The sequence below is a fragment of the Paenibacillus sp. FW104-T2 genome, assembly GCF_058789975.1.
Window position 1 is genome coordinate 1 of sequence record NZ_JBYTCE010000004.1, and the last position, 19,768, is coordinate 19,768.

The following is a 19,768-nucleotide window of genomic DNA, read 5'->3' on the forward strand; positions in this document are numbered from 1 at the left end:
ACAAATTAAGACGATAATATCTATGTTTCTTACTTGATCATGTTTTTATTTCATACATGTAGAAACGATAAATTACTTCGAAGGGGAAGTCATGTAAAATGTTCTCAACGCTCAAAAAAATGGTAAGTACTCTGCTTGTAACCGTACTGACGGTTACTTCTGCCTCTGCTGTTTACGCAGAAGCAGGCACAAATTCTCCAGGGGACAGTGCATCGCTTGTAAGCACCTCGATTACGATTCAAAGCACACGCAATCCATCCTCAGAAACCGACCCAGTAACGTTCGTAGCCTCGGTCTTTAGGGATCGCTCTTCTACTGTTCAGGAGGACCCAACAGGTACGGTAACAATTAAGGACGGGGACACCGTAATTGGCACTGCAAGTGTAGTGAATGATTCCATACCTAGCAGAGCACTGATTTCGGTAAGAAGTCTTGATGCTGGAGAACATGAGATCACAGCTGAGTATAGTGGCAACAGCACATTCAGCGGCAGTACTTCCAGTCCAATTATACAAACGGTATCCACTACGGTGACACCTCCTTCGGAACATCCGACGGTCACGGAGGTTACTTACCTCAATTCCCCTCGGTCAGGGGAACCGTTTACGCTTGATATAAGTACAAAAACAGACCCGCAATTCTCCCGAGATATCGCTGGAACAGTCATCCTTATGGACGGTGACAAGGAATTAGCTGCGCTTCCGATGTTTCCTAAAGGGGTTTTCAATGGTCATGCCAGAACGTCATATACGATAAGCAACCTAAGTGTTGGAGAACACCACATTACAGCTAAATATTATGGTGATACCAGATACGGTATTGCTGATAGTGTCTCAGATATAGTGCTCCAAGTGGCAGAAGGAAATGGTATCAATACGCCAACCCCTACACCACCAAATGGAGGAGGCACAACTCCTCCGGAGGGAAGTGAAAACCTGTTTAATACAACCGTTTCGATTGAAAGCACACGCAACCCGGCTTCAGAAGGAGAGCCGATTGCGTTTATGGCTAGAGTCAGCAGAAACTATAAGGATACGTACGACATGCCGACAGGCACGGTTACCTTCAAGGATGGAGATATCGTGCTTGGTACTGCTGAGATCGGAACAGACGTAACCAAACCGGATCTGGCATTTTATTCGGTAAGAAGCTTAAGTGCTGGAGAGCATCAAATTACCGCGGAGTACAATGGAAACCGCATCTTCAATGGCAGCACTTCAGCTCCGCTAACCCAAACGATAACAACTGAAGCAGCTTCTGCAACAGAACACCCGACGGTGACGAAGGTTACCAGTTATCTGAACCCGTCCAAGTATGGAAACGCGGTAACCTTTTACGTAAGAACAGAGACAAAACCACAAATATCCCGTGATATTGCAGGATCTGTAATCCTCATGGATGGCGACACGGAATTAGCTACCCTTGCCATGTGGCCGGACGGTGTTGCGAATGGTGTGGCCAAAGCCTATTTCACAACAAGTGATCTAAGTGTCGGAGATCACCCGATCACGGCTAAATATTACGGCGATGCCAGACACAGTGTAGCTGACAGCACCTCTGAGGTGATGGTGCAAGTTGTCCAAGGAAGCGGTGGTAGTACAACACCGTCCAATCCACCTACGGTACCAGGTGGCGACACAACTCCATCCAGTCCAACGACAGGTTCGAGTTCAGGTTCAGGTTCGACCCCAACCTCTCCTGTTAATTCTAAACCGGAAGAACCAGCTGTACCTGGAACAACAACAGAGCAGCCAAGCACGCCGGAAAAATCCGAGGATTACCAGGATCCCAACGATATTTTCAGAAGCCGGGTGGTGAACGCAGATAGCAACGTAATTGCCGGTGTTCAATCCAGAATCGCTGAGATCCTCAGCAAAGGGGATGAATTCGTAACCTTACAGTTTGGTGATGTTCAACACCATTGGGCGATACCGTCTATCGAAAAATTGACCAAGCTGCGCGTAATCAAGGGTTACCCTACTGGCGGGTTCGAGCCAGATGAACAGATTACCCGTGCAGAATTTGCAGCCATGATCAATCGTGCGTTTGTGGATATGGCATCACGTGAAGTGAGCCTGAATGAAGAGGATTTCGCAGCATACCGTGATATTAACAATCGCTGGTCTACCAATGACCTCAAAAGACTTGTAGCCGTTGGCGTATTAAACGGATACGAGGACGGTTCGATTCGTCCGGATAAAACCATTTCCCGTCAGGAAATGGCTCTGATCATCACACGTGTATTAAATTCGCTTATCCTTAATATTGATACAACCAATGTACAATTTGCTGATTTAAATGGAGCATTTGGTGCAGATGCCATCCGAAAAGCTGCTGCTCTGGGAATCTTCGAAGGTAAAAATGAGCGTTCCTTTGACCCGAACGGCGGAGCAACGCGCGCAGAAGCAATTGAAACCATTTTGAAGACTTATCGTTTAAGTCCAGCCATCAAAGAGTCATTGGAAAATTTGAAGTAAGGAAGCCGGTTTAGACATCATTTCCAATATCTATTTTTAACTGCCTTATAACATCTCAAAAACCGCTAACGAAAGATACGTTAGCGGTTTTTACTTCGTTAAACGATTCCCCGGCATTCGAATGCCGCGCCATCCACTTACATCACATTGTCCATATGTATTATCACCGACAGCAACCAACGTACCGTCTGATTTAAGTCCCACGGTATGGGCACAACCTGCGCCAATGGCGATGATATCATGCCAGTCACTTACATTACACTGACCATACGTATTCCAGCCTACAGCTGTAACCGTACCGTCTGCTTTCAGGCCAATCGTATGATTACTTCCCACCGCTATTGCCACCATCCCATGCCAGCTGCCTACATCACATTGACCATGTTTATTACTACCCACAGCCATTACTGTGCCGTCTGATTGCAGACCAGCCGAATGGAGATAACCCGCAGCGACCATTACAACATTACGCCAGCCAGTGACTTCACATTGGCGATATCGGTTATTCCCTACAGCCAGCACTGTTCCGTCAGCTTTCAGGCCGAGGGTATGCCAGTCTCCTGCAGTTACTGCCACGATATCATTCCAATGACTTACCTGACATTGACCTTCTTGATGCCGACCGACGGCGACCACCATACCATCCGACTGAAGACCGATGGTGTGGCGCCAACCTGCCGCAATGGCTACAATATCGTACCAGTCGGTTACCTCGCACTGGCGGTCCTTATTCCAACCCACAGCTGACACGGTGCCATCCAATTTCAGTGCTATAGTGTGGACATTGCCTGTATTTTTCGCCATATGTACATTACCTGCTGCGACCGCAATGATATCCTGCCAGCCGCTTACTTCACATTGGCCCATTTTATTATCACCCACAGCCATCACCAGACCGTCAGATGTAAGGCCAACGGTATGACGGCGCCCCGCTGCTATCGGATCTTGGGACCACTTTTTCACCTGCAACCTTGCCTTATTCAGGGAACCATGTTCCATGCTGAAGTACCTCCCTTGAAGCGAAGTTTCTTGTGATAGTCCATTTCTTTACTTAACTTTCCTGAACTACTCCTCTTTTTGTCTGAAACACATCTTACCAATAAGAAGCCCTGTGCCCGAGGAACAAATCAAATATCCAAAGAACAAAAAAACCAAGAAAACATCATGAAGATCTTCAGGAATCTGAAGTACACCTTCAAACCAAGCCAAACGAAAAGGATACAGAAGTGCTACCCAGATGATCAGCAAGACAAGAATAAAATTAATGATTTTCCTCACTGTAATGATCCTTTCAAGCCTGTATGGTGTCCGTTATGTTATACCAATAATACTTCAATCAGGATGGTTTGTCTTTTTCTAGTTAAAACTGCAAAGAAGCCTCCACTCCACATTACGCGAAGCAGAGGCCGTATCCTTCCATTCTTCCTGCCTAGACTCAGCTGAGCGGCGCAGGCTCCACAACGTCCGGGATTTCCGGCAAACGCTGTTTGCGTTCCATCCCCAGACTGATCACAAGCCCAAGCAAACCCAGAGTCGCAATGACTGCTGCGTACAATGGTACGGAAATAAGTCCCGTATGCGTAATCGCAAACCCGCCAATATAGGCTCCACCTGCATTCCCCAGGTTAAACGCGGAGTGGCTCGATGTGGTCGCAAGCAGCGGTGCTTCGCGAGTCATATTCATGATTCGAATCTGCAGACCCGGCATAATCCCGAACGCCGCAACACCCCAGCAGAAGATTGTAATGACCGCCAAATATGGATTCTCCAGCGTCAAAGTGAGTGCAGCCAAAAGTACAGCCAGCACGCCGAAGTTGACCATGAGGGACGGCATCAGTTTCCAGTCGGCCAGGCGTCCACCCAGCATGTTCCCGAGCGTCACACCAACCCCGAACAGTACCAGTATCCACGTTACACTCTGCTCCGCAAAACCGCTGATATCCACTAACATGGGTGTAATATACGTAAATACCGCGAAGAGGCTTCCACAGCCCATGGCACCAATGAGCAATATTAATAGTACCTGCGGACGAACAAGATTACGGAACTGCTGTCCCAGGTTCGCCGGCTCCCCTTGCGAAATAGCCGGAATGAAACGAATGATGCCGATCAATGAGATGATGCCCAAAATGGTGATGGCTCCAAACGAGGATCTCCATCCAAGCTGTTGGCCGATAAACGTACCGAAGGGTACCCCAATGATATTCGCAATTGTAAGCCCTGCAAGCACAACGGACACCGCACCCGCCCTTCTCTCAGGTGCAACGAGACGAGTAGCCATGAGCGACCCTACACCAAGAAACGTGCCGTGTGCAAATGCCGTCAAAATGCGTGCCGAAATTAGCAAGCCATACGTTGGTGCAATGACGGATAGTGCGTTACCGATGATAAAAATGCACATCAGCAGGATCAGCAGTTTTTTCTGCGGTATTTTATGGGTAAACACGGTCAGAATGGGTGCGCCAACCGCGACACCCAGGGCATAGCCCGTAATCAACTGCCCTGCTTGAGGAATGCTCACATGCAGATCAGCAGCCACATTCGGCAGCAATCCCATAATGATAAATTCAGTCATCCCAATAGCGAATGCTCCTACCGTCAGGCATAGAAGGGATAACGGAAATGCCCCTCCTTTTCCCGATTTTGAAGCACGTCGTTCTGTCTTGTTCATATGATGTTCTCTTCTCCTGTCCATCTTCTGTCTCTTTTTTTGGTTATTCCTTGTTACGATTTCAGGACGACATTTGGGCTGCTTTTAGCCACATCGCCTCGTTTAAGGACTCGAACGTTTCCAGCATCGCAAGCTTGTTCTGCCACTGTGCCGGGATGCCGCTCCGACCATAATAAGCACCAGCTATCTGTCCGTACACCGCACCGGTTGTATCTGCATCATCACCGAGATTAACAGCTAAGAGCGCACCTTCTTCAAATGTGGAAGATTTATGGAACGCCCACAATGCGGCCTCCAACGAACGGACGACATAGCCGCTCCCCTGAATTTCAGGTGGCTCCTTATCGCAGTAAGATCCACGCACAATCTCTTCAATGGCTGGGGTAAAAGAAGCCTCACTCCTCCACTGACGGCATGTCTCCGGCAGCAGCATGGTACGCTTGTCCGCTCCACGCAGTCCAGCAACCAGTATAGCCGCCAGCACCTCGCAAGCTTCCACGCTTTCCGTGGCTGCATGGGTAGTGCGGGAGCTCAACTTCGCATAATGCACAGCATCCTGCGGATGGCCCGCATACACCATAGCGACTGGCGCAAGCCGCATAATTGATCCGTTACCAGCCGTCATTGGATCGACAGATCCGCTGTAAGGCTCTCCGGTCTTCCTGAACCTTTCCAGCGCATTTCGCGTAGCCCCGCCGATATCAAAGCATGTTCCGGTACTGCTCATGTAGCCGACCTCATACCAATTCGTGTATCTGCGCATCTGATCCGCCGGATCAAAATGTTCTTTTCTCACCAGACTTTCGGCCAGACATAGCGCCATTGACGTGTCATCCGTCCACTGTCCGGGAGCCAGGCCAAACACACCGCCCCCCACAATATCAGTTACAGGCTCAAATGTGCCTGGGCTGCTAAACTCCACTGTCGTTCCCAGTGCATCTCCTGCCGCTAGTCCAAGTAAGCATCCATTGAACCGATCCTTATCCAGCATCGCCGGTCCCTCCTCCGCATTCTTATTTCCAACATATCTCTTCCATTCTCCCACAGGGGCTGTTCTGTCGTAAAGAATTTTAAAAAGATGCAGCATGGCTTCTTCGAATCGTACAAATGTCCACGGGCTCTCTTCTATTATAAATGTGTCGAAAAAGGGGGAACGATTGTTATCTCTCCGTATCGCAAAAAAAAGTTTATTTTTTTACAACGGAGAAAACCGTTTTTTCAGTATACCGCTTACATGCATAGGTCATAAGACTTTGCCTCGTTCACCTTTTTCTGAAAACACGTCATTTATGTGCAAATTTTCAATGTAAACAATCATGACGCGCTTGACCCCTCACTTTGTCCCATGTTACGGTTTTATTAGCTTCAACGCATCATTTTTTCCAAATTTATATTACTGGACATGTAACTGCGTTAACTAATCTACCGCAAACAAAAGTAATACAGGAAAAATTTGATTTTCATTTTCTTTTCTGGCTACATCCCAAAACAAATTCTGAAACAGGAGGAACAAATTTATGATTAAGGCACTGGTTTTTGATTTCGATGGAACGATTATTGATACGGAGACAGCATGGTATATCGCTTTTCGTGATGCCTACAAGGAACACGGCGTGAACTTGACCCTGGAGATGTATTCGCAATGCATCGGTACCAGTCTGAAAACATTCAATCCCTATGAGTACCTCATCACAGATTTGAATCTTCCGATCGATCGGGAAGCGTTCAGGGAATCGGTTCAGCTGCAGCATGCTGCATTAATGAACAAGGAGCAGGTAAGACCAGGCATCCAGAATTACCTCGAAGCAGCACGCGAGGCTGGATTAAAATTGGCCGTTGCCTCAAGCTCCAAACGGGAGTGGGTCGAACAGCACCTGGAACAACTGAAACTGAAGGATTACTTCGAAGTGATTCGAACAGCCGACGATGTGGCCCATGTGAAGCCTGACCCGGAATTATATAACCAAGCCCTGGAAGCGCTTGGAGTAACTGCAGACGAAGCCGTAGCGATTGAGGATTCACCTAACGGCGCACGTGCAGCTGCTGCAGCTGGTATTCACTGTGTTGTAATCTCGAATACCATAACAGGAACACTGGATTTCGATATGCCTCACCAACGGCTGTCATGCCTGACAGACCTTGAATTTAACGATTTGATTTCGAAACCCCTCGTCACCACCGTTTAGGTCTGCACGAATTTCAAATTTTAAAGGGGGAGTTCACACATGAAAGCTGTACATTTTGGAGCGGGCAATATAGGCCGCGGTTTTATCGGTCATATGTTGTCCGCTTCCGATTATGAAGTCTGCTTTGTCGCACGTAACCCGAAGAAGATCTCCATGCTGCAACAAAGGAAAGAGTATCCCATTACACTCGCTAATGCAGATCAGCACACCACCATGGTCAGCAACGTCACGGCCATTCATGTGGGCGAACAAGATCGCCTGGCTGAGCAGATTGCATCGGCTGATCTCATTACGACAGCGGTCGGTGTATCTGCACTTGAGGATATCGCCGAACCCATCGCCAAAGGCATATATCTCCGCATGAAAAACAATAACCAGGCTCCTCTCCATATCATCGCATGCGAGAATGCCATCGGAGGCAGTACACGCCTGAAGAAACGGGTATATCCGTTTCTGGATGAACAGACCCGTACCAAAGCCGACCGCTATATCTCGTTCCCCAATGCAGCAGTAGACCGGATTGTTCCGGCGCAAGACCACAAGGATCCGCTGCAGGTCACCGTTGAACCTTTTTATGAATGGGTCGTTCACCGTCCGGCACTGCTGGATGGATTTAAGGAGATTGAAGGCGTACACTACGTCGACTCTCTGGAGCCTTACATTGAACGCAAGATGTTTACCGTGAATACAGGCCACTGTGTGGCTGCATACTTCGGATATCTCGAAGGATTCAAGACGATCAGGCAAGTCATGAGTAACGCAGCACTACGTGCCAAGGTTAAACAGGTTATGGAGGAAACGGGAGCCATGCTTGTGAAAAAACACGGATTTAATCCTCAAAAACACAGCCAATATATCCATACCATTCTCGATCGCTTTGCCAACCCCAACCTGACAGATCAGGTTACCCGGGTCGGTCGTTCACCCCTTCGCAAGCTATCGCCTTATGACCGGCTTGTTCGCCCAGCGATGCAGGCCAGCGAATTCGGATTAGAAATTCCCCATCTTACTTCCGCTATGGCTGCCGCAATGCTCTTCGATCACGAGCAGGACGAGGAAGCCATGAAGCTCCAACACATGATTCGTGAAGATGGCGTCTCCGCCTTCATTCGTGAACGCATGGGAATTCCCGACGAACACCTTATTCATCAGCATGTTGTCGCCCGATACGAGGAACTCAAAGGGCACAAGGGATTGACCATTTTAACCTGACACCTCAGGTAAGACGGTTGGTTATGCACAACTGAATAGAGACGGCAAAAAAGCCGGGAGGAACCCATGCCCAAGCATTGTTCCTTCCGGCTCTTTCATGTTATTTTGTCATGTTTGCTTCATTCATAATGGAATTCAGGGATACATACGCCATCGGCAGGAATCCCTCAGATGGTTCACCCACAGGTGCATCAATGTGGAAAATGAAGCCATTGTCGTCCAGTTCTTTTACAATGAAATACTCCGACTTTTTATCGTTTTGAGACATCATATATAGTCTTGCATCCTTCATTGGGCCATTGCTGAGCTCTTCCTTGCTCAGTTCCTTGACCTCTCCGGTTTCGCTCAGCTCTTCCTTGGCATCCATCTTCAGCGCATCCAAATTGAAGTCTGAAGGAAGCTTCTCGATCACCACTTTGTAGTCAGGATCAATCTTCATTGTCAATTCGTCGTCCTCTGCATCAAAGGCCATGGGTTCAAACACATAAAGCGAGTACCCCTCACCTTGAGCAAGTTCAGCTGGACGTTTCTCCGTCATGCCTTCCACCGTTACTTCCAGCTTTGTTGTTTTGGGACGATCTGATGTCACGTTATCGCCAGCATTGGAACCGTTCGGTTCATCCGCTTCGATCTTCACGATTTCCGTGAGCACCAGCTGCTTGGTTGTATTGTCGCCGGTCTCAATCGTTCTCTCTACATATTTAAATTGTACTGAATCTTCATCATCAATGTCATCGAAGGATTTCTGCACATTCTCTTCCACCTGGAAAGCCATCGGAACCTCCTTGACACGGATCTCTACCGTGTGAGGATCTGCCCAGCCAGTCAAAATGCCTTCCGCTTCGATCACCGCACTGTCATTTGGCTGCTGCTCCGGTGCAGGCGTCTGTTCCCCTGTATTATTGGTTGGTGGCTGCGCTGCAGGACTGCTGTTACCACAGGCCACAAGTGAGAACCCCATGAGTAAAACGAGTAAAGATGCACTAATATTCATTGTATTTCGCATATGAACACCTCCGTTAGCTTATACGCAATGATGCTTGTCCATGTTGCTTCATTCTGCATACTAGTACTTACACGGCTGGTCGCTAGCTCAATCAGATAGATAAATAGAAGAAGCGGAAGTCGAGCACATCTCTAACTCGCTCGTTCCATTTGAACAAGCTTGGCGTTGGCCCCGTTAAACGCTTTTGTCTGCTTGTTGAATTGCTTTCTGATCTCGGCAAGCTGTGCATATTGGATGTTGCGTTCCCGGATTGCGCGCTTAATTTTCACCAGATTCGGCTCCACACTGCCCCTCATTAAGGAATAGAGCCGTTCATCGGCATCCAGACTTTGCTGATACGAGGTTACAAATTCCTCAAATGTCTGGGCTCTTACTTCATACTGGTCCAGAACGGTTTGTGCCTGGGTCAGCGTCTCTTCTTTTTCAAAAGACAAGCGTCCCAGGGACTCCCGTACAGCTGGAGTTTGCTCCCGCGTCTGATTCATCAAGGTTTCCGCCTGCTCCAGCAGTTTTCTCCGCTCGGCTATATGCTCTTCTGCCTGATCCAGCAGTGACTCTAGGTCACTGTTTTTGTTTTTCCCCTTATTCAAAATCGACGTGTACAATTGCATTTCCTCCCGTTCATGACGGGCAAGCTCCTTCAGATTCTGAGCCATCTCCTGATCATTCCGGATCAATTCGTTCACCTGGTTCGCAGCCGGCTCCTGCGGCTGGCCGCAGGCACTGGTGAGCACCGCCAGCGTCAGGCCAACGGCAGCCAGTGCCGATTTTTTCCACGTACGCACTCGTTCGTCTCCTCTCTGCATTTGTATTATCGTCTCTAAGTTACAAGCGGGTATCTCCGCTAAAATTGGCAGTCCAATGTGCATTCGGGTCATAAACCTCGAACTCATAACCCCGATCTTCAAGCAATTTCAGAATTCGCGGCAAAGCCTGCACCGTCTGCTCCCGCTCATGCATCAGGATCACTTCCTTGTCCCGGTGCACACTTTTTTTGACACGCGCCACAATTTTGTCCGGCTGACCCGGAAGGTTCCAATCCAGAGAGTCTGTTGTCCAATCCCACATTTTGAAACCAGCAGCGGCAATGTCGCCCCTGAAGGATTCACCGATCTGCGGACTGCTGCCGTAAGGAGCGCGAATCAGATGCGGCGTAAAGCCAATCAGATCCTGAACCATCTTCTGCTCCTTCTTGAATTCCTTCACAAAATTCGCGGAGCTTCCGTTTTTGTACAGAGTGTTATAGTTATGTGTCATACTGTGGAGCCCCGGATAGCTGCCCTCTTGGACCAGTCGCTCTACTGCCGACTTATGCTGATTCAACTGACGACCAATCATGAAAAAGGTTGCCTTCGCCTCATGCTCTTTCAAAATATCCAGCAGTTGTTCCGTATATTCACTTGGTCCATCATCAAACGTTATGTATGCCAGTTTGCGAACCTGTCCCTGAAATCGTGCAGGCTCTTCTTTCACATCCGGAGTCATTTCAATCATGCCCAGCTTGGTTGGCTGTTCGATGGCAGCTACCGGGGGCGGGGCTACATAGCCCTTAATCCAGTGGGTCATTCCAATTAATGCATATGTTAAACCGGTAATGATCAGTGCAAGCAGCATCAGGGCTGCACTCAATCTTCCATACCGGATTCGTCTTCGTTTGTGTGTCTTCGTTCGACTGGTTCTGCTCGCAATGCCGCTGTTTTCTCCTGCTGTCTGTTGTTGAACTCTCACTTTCCATGCCACTTCCTTAATTTCCCGATTATTGGTATATTATATCGTTTCATGTCTCTATATAGAAGATTAATAGAAAAGCGGCATGGGTGAATGACAGAATAGTTACAAGCCCGGTTACAATCTGCTTATCTATTTTCCTTTCATCGCTTTTCGAACAGCTGGGTTCTCCTGTATAATGAATTGATTTACGCCATTTGACTTCAAGAAGGAGCTACATCCATGACAAGCTTGTTTCGTGCCGGCAGATCCATTGAACTTCTGTTCGTTGTCGGCATTATTGCCATCTCGTTTTCTTCCATTTTCGTGCGCTGGTCCAGTGCAGATGTGGCTGTTATCGCCATGTATCGGCTGTTTCTCACCAATGTGCTGATGCTTCCGTTTGTCTGGAAATACCGACATGAGATGATGCGCCTGAACTTTAGGCAGTGGGGGCTGCTGCTCGCATCGGGTGTGATGCTGGCACTTCATTTCCTGCTGTGGATGGGATCACTCAGACTTACGAGTGTGGCCAGCTCCACGGTCATTCTCGCACTTGAGCCCATATTAATTCTCGCCGGTTCCGTCTGGCTGTTCAAAGCCAAGATTAACCGCATGATGATTATCGGCATGGGCATCGCCCTGCTTGGGTCCGTAGCGATCGGAGCTGGAGATTTTCAGTTAGCCGGTACGGCACTGCAAGGGGATTTTCTATCTCTTCTGGGAACGATTGCGGTAGCCATCCATATGCTGCTTGGACAATTTCTGCGTTCCGGACTAAGTGCCTTCTCTTATAATTTCTGGGTATTTTTCGTCGCTGCCTGTACGTTGGCGGTATATAATTTGGCCATGGGACATCCGTTCGGGGGTTATGCCGCCTCGGAGTGGGGGATTTTCCTGCTGCTCGCCATCGTGCCGACGATCTTTGGACACTATCTGTTTAACTGGCTGCTTCAGTATATGAATGCCACAACGGTATCCATGGGCGTGCTTGGTGAACCCGTATTCTCCTCACTGCTGGCCTGGATGCTGCTTGGTGAATCTCTCAGTGCCATGCAGATGATTGCCGGCGTCGTCATTATCTTTGGGGTATGGATCTTCATTCGGTATGGCAAAACCAAACCGGAACCCATTCCCGCTGACGCGCCTGTAGGTGGAAAAGGACCTGCTGAACCTACGGCAGTGTAATTCTACCGCAGCATATGCCATGCAAAAAGAACGATTGGAGTCTGATACAACAGACTTCAATCGGAATCCAATACTCTTCATAAGGCGGTGTATTTTCATGAAAAACATTGTATCCATGCGCTGGCTGCTCGCCAGAATGTACGAACCCGATGTGGTCATTGCCGACTGCAGATTCCTGCTCGGCCAACCGGATGCAGGACGACAAGCTTACGAGGCTGGACATATTCCAGGTGCCGTTTATCTTGATCTCGAACAGGATCTATCCTCTCCTGTGTCAGCCCATGGCGGACGTCATCCGCTCCCTGACCCGGCAGAACTGGTAAAGCGTCTTTCGAAAGCGGGAATCGGCTCAAACGCTCGTATTGTTGCCTACGATGATCAGGGAGGCATGAATGCCTCAAGATTATGGTGGCTGCTTCGGTATCTGGGCCATGAACAGGTATACGTGATGGACGAGGGCTTCTCTGCCTGGCAGAACGCCAAGTTCCCGGTAACCACCGATGTGCCCGTGCGGATTCCGTCCACGTTCGAAGCGAACGTGCAGCCGCACATGCTCGCCAGCGTGCAGGACGCACAGCACGCTTCGGCGAATAGCTCAGCCGTGCTGATCGACTCTCGTGATGCCCGCCGCTATGCAGGGCTGGAAGAACCGATCGATGCCAAGGCCGGACATATTCCGGGTGCACAGAATTATTTTTGGAAGGATGTACTGAATGCAGAAGGCCGGTGGTCTGACGTGAGTACATTGGAGGAACGTTTTGGGAAGCTGGCGAAGCACGAGCCCATCATCGTATACTGCGGCTCAGGCGTCTCGGCCTGCCCGAATGTAATTGCGCTGGAGGAAGCCGGATATACCAATGTGAAGCTGTATTCCGGAAGCTGGAGTGACTGGATTAGTTATGAGGAGAATTCGGTGGAAACTGGGGACGAGTAGGTACGGAGCACGGGTCTACAGTATCTCAAAGACGAATACACCGCCATACAGGCTGATGCCCGAGGCGGTGTATTTACAGTACCTAAGCGTCAACAGAATATCAACATGTAGAGGGTAAAGCCCCATTCACTTTAAAATAAATATCACTAGGCTGAAGGCAGACACTGTCGAGCTTGAACGACTGAATGAAGTCATCTTTGCACAGGCAGACTTATTCTGTTCCTTTTCCCTCAGTGAAATAAAATCTGCAACAGAACATGAGGGGAAGCATTTATGAGTCCGTGAACCAAGATAATCACCCATACTCTACGATAGCGGGCCCATAAATAACCAAGAAACAGACCCGTAACCCCATGATTTGCAATCACTGTTGCCACATCAATATCCCACTGACCAAATCCTTGAATGGCAACATGCCAGATGGACCATAGTATTGAAACTAGTAGTATGGCAGGCCATCTTCCAAGCAATGCCTCCAACCGGGTTTGCAGCCATACCCGATAAAAAACTTCCTCCAATACGCTATTGATCATAAAACCAATGAACACCAAGAGAAATAATTCTGTCAAATCAGTTGCTTCGATTACTCCTTCTGGTTGTGCAATCGGGGAATAGAACTTTAGATAACCCCAGACCACAATAATGATTAGTGGTGCAATGGCGTTTCTTCGAGAGCGAGGCTTTGCCGAGATAATTTCTTGCTGCGCGCCAGTCGTTTTGCTATAAATCAGCAAGAAAATCAGCGGAATGAAAAACAGTGTCGTCAACTTGAACGCTAAATAATATAGCTCGAAATGTAATCCTTGTGGGTCTATCGTTACAAGAGCAGCCGTAAATAAAACACCCGATATCAATAACACAATCGATTGAACAAACAAGTGATGTCTCTCCATTTGTTGGAAAGGCAGATGATTTTGACTTTTATAAGGAATCAGACGGATCAGCAAAATACCAAGGAATGCCGGCAACCAACTATGCCATATTGGAATCACTCCCTCATGGTCGGCCGTGTACCTTATACTCAAGTTTCCGGTCCACACTAACCACAGTACAGCAGCAAACATAATTATCATGCACAATAACCCAATTGCCTTTCCCCATGCCGGAAGCATTACTTTGAATTGCTGGTTCATTCTCTTTGCACTCCTTTGAGTTACATGCGGCATTTGCCCCATTCTTTTTTTAATTCAGTTGAGTTAAATAAACTCTAGCACATTCCATATTAATCGTCTATTTAATTCAGTTGAGTTAAAAAATATGATATTCTGTGTGTATGCCAAAAATCGTGGACCATGAGAAAATGAAGAATATTATCGCTGAAGCAACTTGGAAAATCATTAGCGAGAAAGGCATTCATCAGGCAACGTCAAGAACGATTGCGAAGGAAGCCGGATTATCACAAGGAGCTTTAAGACATTACTTTTCTAAACAAGAAAGCCTATTAGCGTTTGCGATGGAGTTAGTTAAGGAAAAGGTTCTTATTCGGTTAAGAAATCTGAATGCAAGAGAACTGTCGGCTCAAGAAAGAATTGTTGAATACTTGCTTGAGCTAGTCCCGACTGATGAACAAACATTATTGGAAATGGAGGTTTGGTTTGCATTTGTAGCCTATGGAAAAACGCAAAAAGGGTTCGATACCAATTATGAGGACCTTCAAAACGCAATCAAGGATTGCATTATATACTTGAAAAATGAAGGTCTTCTGAGCACAACCGATGAAGAGAAGGAACAAGAAAAACTGTATGCCTTTATGAATGGAATGGCTCTCAATTTGTATCTAGAGCCGGATAAGATAAATCGAACACGAAGCAAAGAAATGATACAAGACTACATCAATTGGATCATACATTAAAGGGAAGATTGACGTATAAATCGGGGAGTTACGTCTGCTGGCCAGAGCCAAGCAGAATACACTTTCCGTGCCTGTGCCTATTCAGTTGTGCATGGATTGATATTCTCTTGGGGTCCAGAGCTGCCTGCTATGTAACCAATTGCAGAATCCAATCTAAAGCTGGAGCGACTGAATTATTTATGAAGAGCATTCGGTGGCTACGGGGGAAAAATAAATGAAAGAAGCCCACATCTAACAATGCGGGCTTTTCGTCTTCCAACTTGATGGCAATGGAGGAGAGGCTAGCCTTCATCCGAATTGACTAATAATTAGACGTATTAATATAGAAACAGTTCGACCCATACCACCAATTATTCGAAATATTTTATCTGCAGGTTGCTAAATACTGCCGTCCCCCCTTCAGCATACAGTGTGATTCCGCGGTCATTCCATTTTGGAAAAATGATATTGGATAACACCAAAGAACCATCATCAACGAAGACCTCGATACTGGTCTTGTCTACCAGAATCTTGAGATGAACCTTGTTCTTCTCCGGAGCGAATGCCGCTTGACTCTCCAAATCTCGGCCACTCCTGTCAGGATTCCCGGTATAGGTCCGGTTCACATAGACATAGCCACCTTCTACATTGACGCCTGTATCCACATGTCGGCTCTGGTCCTTGGATTCACGGAGCCTTAATCCAATATTATTGATCTTGGTCCACGATATATCAGTCTCAAGCTGATACGAATCTCCTGACACATGAAGTGTATGAGATCCCTTCACTGTAATCGGTTTAAAGGCAGTCTCCGAGACCACTGCCTGTTCCAGAGATTCAATCGGTCTTGAGATCAGTCGATACTGACCCGTTTTCGATGTAATCAGTTTAATTTCACGAACAATCGAATCCATGCCGTTGTAACCTTCCTTCAGTGTCGGCGTATTGTTGGCATAGCTCCAGTTATTCATCCAGGCGAATGCATAACGGTGACCGGTTTTGTCAGGGCTTGCCCCATCTTCAAATGTGACTCCCCCATACCAGTCGAAGCCATAGTCCAGCCATTGTGGTTCATGAAGGTCGGAAACAAATTCTTTGCCATTAAAGCTTCCGGTCCAGTAAGCGTAGGTATTGGGTTGTCCTGATGATCTGCCGTTGGCGCTTACGCCGAGCACCCATTTGTAGGTTCCGTTATCTGCCCGCATCACAAATAGATCAGGACATTCCACCAACCCCACGTTTTCCGTGAAGAAGCCGCCGGTATATCGCCAATTTTTCAAATTAACCGACTCATAGAACCCAATCTTTGTCCCTTCAGCCAGAGCCATAACCCATTTTTCGGAGGGCTCATCCCAGATGATTTTAGGGTCCCTAAAATCCTTTTGTCCCGGATTCTTAATCACCGGTCGATCTCCATAAGGATTAAACGTTTTCCCTTGATTGGTGCTATACCATAAATATTGTTCCTGCTGTCCGCTGCTGGCAGAGGGCTGAGTCATGATCGCAACAAGTGCTCCCTTGCCGAAGCCGGCTGTACCTGACTCATCCACAACCAATGAGCCAGACCATGGATCACCGTTTCGGTTTGTGTATTTGGGTATTGCCACGCCTTCATCCTTCCAATGAACCAGATCGACCGATGTGGCGTGCCGCCATTCCGTACCATTGCCTGTGGGATAATCACCATTATAAAGATAATAATAGTGGTACTTCCCGTCCAGATATATCGGTCTTTGAGGATCATTCTTCCACTTGTCTGGCGTTGTAAAATGAAAGCTGGCTCGCTGGCTCGCGCCAGATGAGGCTGCTCCCGTATTCACTGTAGGCCATAGGTTGTTGGTCAGGATCGGAATAACAGTGAAGGCAAGCGTGATCACACCACAGACAGCAGACCCAATGATTATTTTCCTTCTGATTTTGTTATTCATAACAGATACCTCATTTGTAAAAAAAGAAAATGCCAATAGTTATCGACATTTTCTTTCTTTTAGATTCTGCGGAATTGGTTTATTCCACTGTCAATTGTCCTTGTGCCAGAATGCTGTCCTTCACTACGGATGTTTTGGAGCCTTTGATATTCACCAGGAAACTTGGTGCGAAGGTAGAATGATGATCTTCAAACATTCCTCGGTTGGTCATATAACTAGTGATCACTACGTTGTTACCTTGAACCTGCGGAATAGCAAAATGTGCGTAAGTCCAGGTAACATCTTTAGGGTCCAGATCTTGATGCAGTACAAGCCCAGTACCATTCAATGGCTTATATGGTCCTGTCAGAGAACCAGATACATATCCCAACATGTAGATATCTTCAGAATCAACACCATCCACAACCATTTTGGATCCTCTTGTATCCGTGAACAAATACCATTTTCCATTCAATTTAAAGATATTTGCCCGTTCAATTTCATCTGTTACCGTATTGGATGCAATCAGCGGCTTCATCACTTGTTTTAAGGTATAGTCGTCATTCAGTTCAATGATCCCCAAAGCACCATTGGCTAAGGAAGCTAACTTTTTATTAGGGCTTTGCAGCAATTTCTCCCTCTCGGCCTGGAAGAACTTCTCGCTTCCTTCGTAGAAGGCTCTGTTATTGAATGCATCCTCGCCCTGGTAGCCCGTCTCTGTTCCAGTATTGGCTTCGAAAACAAGGTATTTGTGACCATTATCTTCAACGTAATGAGGATCTCTCAGCGTATGATTGTCAGAATAATCCCCACCGCTGAAAGCCTGCTCCACGGTTTGATACATTTTTCCGTCACCATCAAAGATCGACTTGAAATCTTCAACACCGTCCACCTTGAGCGTGTTCTCTGCAAGTTCAGAGACATTGATTTGAGCAGTCGTCAGGGTTTGCTTGCCATAAAATCCGTTGGCCGGGTCCCAGCCATGACGATTGGTATAGAAAAGACGAATATGACCATCCGTAGTCAGCGTAGAAGAGCCAGACCATTCCTCTTCCTGGTCGTTCAGAATTGGATCGTTCGGAACGTCCTTGTCGGTGTTTTTGAACACTCTGCCTGCATTTTTCCAGGCATCAATGGATGTGTCTCCTGCTTTTTTGTAGAACATATAGATGAATGTGTCTGACCCCCGATCCGGGTCACCCGCCAGACCAAAAACGATTTGATAACCATGATAGTCAGCTACTGTACCATCCGCATTTTGCAGGGGCCAGGTATCCCACACATCCATGTCGATGACGTTACCCTTTTCATCATATCCTTTTGCAGAAGGAAGATTTTGGATGGTAGATGCGTCAAACTGAGGAACCTTGAATCGTGCTTTGATTTGTTCCGCAGGGATTTTCAGGGCGTCTGTGCGTGAAATATGCGAGAAACCATAACTCTCTTTGTAGTCTGTACTTTCTTTTGCAAAAGCCGAAACTCCCCCACCTGCCAATAGTGTTGTTGCAAACGTTACTGCCGTCACTCTTCTCACAATCTTCTGGAAATTCATTAGATGTATCCCTCTCTCTTGTCATTTTTTTCCCGGAAAACAGAAAAAGACCTAAAAATCGTTAGGGTATGGTGGATACACCGATCCCAACGGACTTTTAGGTCTTGCCTGCTTACCAGTAACAATCCCGACATATTCAACTGTCGATAACTATTCTATATGGTCGGATCAAAACTTGACTATAGATCGAAACTCCCGATTCGGATCAAGGACCAGGGACTCAGTTTATCAAGCACCAGAGAATCAATCCGAGGATGGATGAAGTCGATGATCTATCCGGTTGATTTCCATGGCGATCACAACCAGTTGGCTTTCGGTAAAAGCATATCCATAATCCTCTTCAACCATTTCACCGATCTCGCGGGCCTGTGTATATGCTTCAGTAAAATTCATCTTTGCCATCGCTACAAGCTCCGGATTCAGTTCATTGCGGAGTTTGCCTGATTCATCCGTTTGCAGCATATTCTCAATCTGGGTCAAAAGTCGCTCATAGTTCGCAGACCTTCGATCCAGTACACCGGCAACTTGTCCTACACCTTCCGCGATATCCCTGATCATGGCCGTCTTTTCCGGAGCCTTGTGGCGCATGCCCGCATTCTTCCAGGCCGTATGGATATGCATGGCGATATAACCAACCTCATCTTCCGGGATGACCACCTGCAAGTTCTCGTAGATCAAACGCTTGGCATGAAGCCCAAGCTGGAACTCTCTTGGATAGAGGATACGAATCTCCTCAAGCAGTGTATTCCGAATTTCGATTCCCTTGCCAATCCGCTCCAAGGCAAACGAAAGATGGTCTGCAAGAGCGATATGAATGTGCTCCTGAAACGTAACACCCAATGCTTTCTCGGCGAAAGTGATGATCTGCTGGGTGACTGCGATTTCTTCTTCAGGAAGGCTCCCCAGTATTTCCTGAAGGTGGTTGTACTGCTTCGGATCAGTCATCACAAACACTTTTTCAACAAGGCTTGGGTCTACAATATCATTTTTTCCTTTTTGGAAAACAACACCCGGCCCCATGACAATTTTCTCTTCTCCATGATCGTTAACCACAGCGGCGTTATTGTTGAGTATTTTTTTGATCTTCATGTTAATCT

General features: G+C 47.3%; 16 protein-coding genes. 6 read left to right on the forward strand and 10 right to left on the reverse strand.

Annotation, left to right across the window (positions count from 1 at the left end; all coding sequences use genetic code 11):
- The first annotated feature begins 119 nt into the window (after positions 1-119).
- Positions 120-2,477, forward strand: coding sequence for an Ig-like domain repeat protein (locus AC3WQ3_RS06335; protein ID WP_492471758.1), 2,358 nt, complete (start codon positions 120-122; stop codon positions 2,475-2,477).
- A gap of 90 nt (positions 2,478-2,567) precedes the next feature.
- Here the strand turns inward: AC3WQ3_RS06335 and AC3WQ3_RS06340 are convergent, their stop codons facing one another.
- The 3 genes from AC3WQ3_RS06340 to AC3WQ3_RS06350 all read right to left on the reverse strand — a co-directional run bounded on the left by AC3WQ3_RS06340 (position 2,568) and on the right by AC3WQ3_RS06350 (position 6,139).
- Positions 2,568-3,476, reverse strand: a complete 909-nt coding sequence (locus tag AC3WQ3_RS06340; protein ID WP_492471759.1) for an RCC1 domain-containing protein — start codon at positions 3,474-3,476, stop codon at positions 2,568-2,570.
- Positions 3,477-3,912: 436 nt separating this feature from the next.
- Positions 3,913-5,148, reverse strand: a complete 1,236-nt coding sequence (locus tag AC3WQ3_RS06345) for an MFS transporter (RefSeq protein ID WP_492471760.1) — start codon at positions 5,146-5,148, stop codon at positions 3,913-3,915.
- Between the two features lie 61 nt (positions 5,149-5,209).
- A complete protein-coding gene (locus tag AC3WQ3_RS06350) occupies positions 5,210-6,139 on the reverse strand; it encodes an ADP-ribosylglycohydrolase family protein (RefSeq protein WP_492471761.1) in 930 nt (309 codons plus the stop codon).
- 526 nt (positions 6,140-6,665) lie between these two features.
- On the opposite strand from AC3WQ3_RS06350, the gene AC3WQ3_RS06355 reads away from it, so the two are divergent.
- Both AC3WQ3_RS06355 and AC3WQ3_RS06360 read left to right on the forward strand, forming a co-directional pair.
- Positions 6,666-7,334: an HAD family hydrolase gene (locus AC3WQ3_RS06355; RefSeq protein WP_095289745.1), complete on the forward strand. Its 669-nt coding sequence runs from the start codon at positions 6,666-6,668 to the stop codon at positions 7,332-7,334.
- Between the two features lie 39 nt (positions 7,335-7,373).
- A complete protein-coding gene (locus tag AC3WQ3_RS06360) occupies positions 7,374-8,546 on the forward strand; it encodes a mannitol-1-phosphate 5-dehydrogenase (protein WP_336780491.1) in 1,173 nt (390 codons plus the stop codon).
- Between the two features lie 100 nt (positions 8,547-8,646).
- On the opposite strand, the gene AC3WQ3_RS06365 is transcribed toward AC3WQ3_RS06360, so the two are convergent.
- The 3 genes from AC3WQ3_RS06365 to AC3WQ3_RS06375 form a co-directional block, all read right to left on the reverse strand.
- On the reverse strand, positions 8,647-9,552 hold the full coding sequence (locus AC3WQ3_RS06365) for a DUF8580 domain-containing lipoprotein (RefSeq protein ID WP_492471762.1): 906 nt from the start codon (positions 9,550-9,552) through the stop codon (positions 8,647-8,649).
- Positions 9,553-9,683: 131 nt separating this feature from the next.
- Positions 9,684-10,337, reverse strand: coding sequence for a YkyA family protein (locus AC3WQ3_RS06370; RefSeq protein ID WP_492471763.1), 654 nt, complete (start codon positions 10,335-10,337; stop codon positions 9,684-9,686).
- Positions 10,338-10,377: 40 nt separating this feature from the next.
- Positions 10,378-11,280, reverse strand: coding sequence for a polysaccharide deacetylase family protein (locus AC3WQ3_RS06375; protein ID WP_492471764.1), 903 nt, complete (start codon positions 11,278-11,280; stop codon positions 10,378-10,380).
- Positions 11,281-11,502: 222 nt separating this feature from the next.
- Between AC3WQ3_RS06375 and AC3WQ3_RS06380 the strand changes: the two genes are divergently transcribed.
- Positions 11,503-12,447 (forward strand): DMT family transporter, encoded by a 945-nt coding sequence (locus AC3WQ3_RS06380; RefSeq protein ID WP_492471765.1) that lies wholly within the window; start codon positions 11,503-11,505, stop codon positions 12,445-12,447.
- A gap of 97 nt (positions 12,448-12,544) precedes the next feature.
- Complete coding sequence (locus AC3WQ3_RS06385) at positions 12,545-13,381, forward strand: sulfurtransferase (protein WP_492471766.1); 837 nt, start codon at positions 12,545-12,547, stop codon at positions 13,379-13,381.
- A 230-nt stretch (positions 13,382-13,611) separates the two neighbouring features.
- On the opposite strand, the gene AC3WQ3_RS06390 is transcribed toward AC3WQ3_RS06385, so the two are convergent.
- Complete coding sequence (locus AC3WQ3_RS06390; protein WP_492471767.1) at positions 13,612-14,514, reverse strand: CPBP family intramembrane glutamic endopeptidase; 903 nt, start codon at positions 14,512-14,514, stop codon at positions 13,612-13,614.
- 140 nt (positions 14,515-14,654) lie between these two features.
- Here AC3WQ3_RS06390 and AC3WQ3_RS06395 point away from each other — a divergent pair, with 140 nt between their 5' ends.
- The gene (locus AC3WQ3_RS06395) at positions 14,655-15,233 is read left to right on the forward strand and encodes a TetR/AcrR family transcriptional regulator (RefSeq protein ID WP_492471768.1); all 579 of its coding nucleotides are present in this window, start codon (positions 14,655-14,657) and stop codon (positions 15,231-15,233) included.
- A 350-nt stretch (positions 15,234-15,583) separates the two neighbouring features.
- Here the strand turns inward: AC3WQ3_RS06395 and AC3WQ3_RS06400 are convergent, their stop codons facing one another.
- The 3 genes from AC3WQ3_RS06400 to AC3WQ3_RS06410 all read right to left on the reverse strand — a co-directional run bounded on the left by AC3WQ3_RS06400 (position 15,584) and on the right by AC3WQ3_RS06410 (position 19,760).
- Entirely contained in the window at positions 15,584-17,140 is a 1,557-nt protein-coding gene (locus tag AC3WQ3_RS06400; protein WP_492471769.1) for a glycoside hydrolase family 32 protein, read from the reverse strand.
- Between the two features lie 79 nt (positions 17,141-17,219).
- On the reverse strand, positions 17,220-18,671 hold the full coding sequence (locus AC3WQ3_RS06405; RefSeq protein ID WP_492471770.1) for a glycoside hydrolase family 68 protein: 1,452 nt from the start codon (positions 18,669-18,671) through the stop codon (positions 17,220-17,222).
- A 243-nt stretch (positions 18,672-18,914) separates the two neighbouring features.
- Positions 18,915-19,760, reverse strand: a complete 846-nt coding sequence (locus AC3WQ3_RS06410) for a PRD domain-containing protein (RefSeq protein WP_336780478.1) — start codon at positions 19,758-19,760, stop codon at positions 18,915-18,917.
- Positions 19,761-19,768 lie beyond the last annotated feature (8 nt).

Excerpts from the sequence above, each read along its gene's own strand:
- AC3WQ3_RS06335 (WP_492471758.1), top strand. The coding sequence starts at position 120 with ATGGTAAGTACTCTGCTTGTAACCGTACTGACGGTTACTTCTGCCTCT.
- AC3WQ3_RS06340 (WP_492471759.1), bottom strand. The coding sequence starts at position 3,476 with ATGGAACATGGTTCCCTGAATAAGGCAAGGTTGCAGGTGAAAAAGTGG.
- AC3WQ3_RS06345 (WP_492471760.1), bottom strand. The coding sequence starts at position 5,148 with ATGAACAAGACAGAACGACGTGCTTCAAAATCGGGAAAAGGAGGGGCA.
- AC3WQ3_RS06350 (WP_492471761.1), bottom strand. The coding sequence starts at position 6,139 with ATGCTGGATAAGGATCGGTTCAATGGATGCTTACTTGGACTAGCGGCA.
- AC3WQ3_RS06355 (WP_095289745.1), top strand. The coding sequence starts at position 6,666 with ATGATTAAGGCACTGGTTTTTGATTTCGATGGAACGATTATTGATACG.
- AC3WQ3_RS06360 (WP_336780491.1), top strand. The coding sequence starts at position 7,374 with ATGAAAGCTGTACATTTTGGAGCGGGCAATATAGGCCGCGGTTTTATC.
- AC3WQ3_RS06365 (WP_492471762.1), bottom strand. The coding sequence starts at position 9,552 with ATGCGAAATACAATGAATATTAGTGCATCTTTACTCGTTTTACTCATG.
- AC3WQ3_RS06380 (WP_492471765.1), top strand. The coding sequence starts at position 11,503 with ATGACAAGCTTGTTTCGTGCCGGCAGATCCATTGAACTTCTGTTCGTT.
- AC3WQ3_RS06385 (WP_492471766.1), top strand. The coding sequence starts at position 12,545 with ATGAAAAACATTGTATCCATGCGCTGGCTGCTCGCCAGAATGTACGAA.
- AC3WQ3_RS06390 (WP_492471767.1), bottom strand. The coding sequence starts at position 14,514 with ATGAACCAGCAATTCAAAGTAATGCTTCCGGCATGGGGAAAGGCAATT.
- AC3WQ3_RS06395 (WP_492471768.1), top strand. The coding sequence starts at position 14,655 with ATGCCAAAAATCGTGGACCATGAGAAAATGAAGAATATTATCGCTGAA.
- AC3WQ3_RS06400 (WP_492471769.1), bottom strand. The coding sequence starts at position 17,140 with ATGAATAACAAAATCAGAAGGAAAATAATCATTGGGTCTGCTGTCTGT.
- AC3WQ3_RS06405 (WP_492471770.1), bottom strand. The coding sequence starts at position 18,671 with ATGAATTTCCAGAAGATTGTGAGAAGAGTGACGGCAGTAACGTTTGCA.
- AC3WQ3_RS06410 (WP_336780478.1), bottom strand. The coding sequence starts at position 19,760 with ATGAAGATCAAAAAAATACTCAACAATAACGCCGCTGTGGTTAACGAT.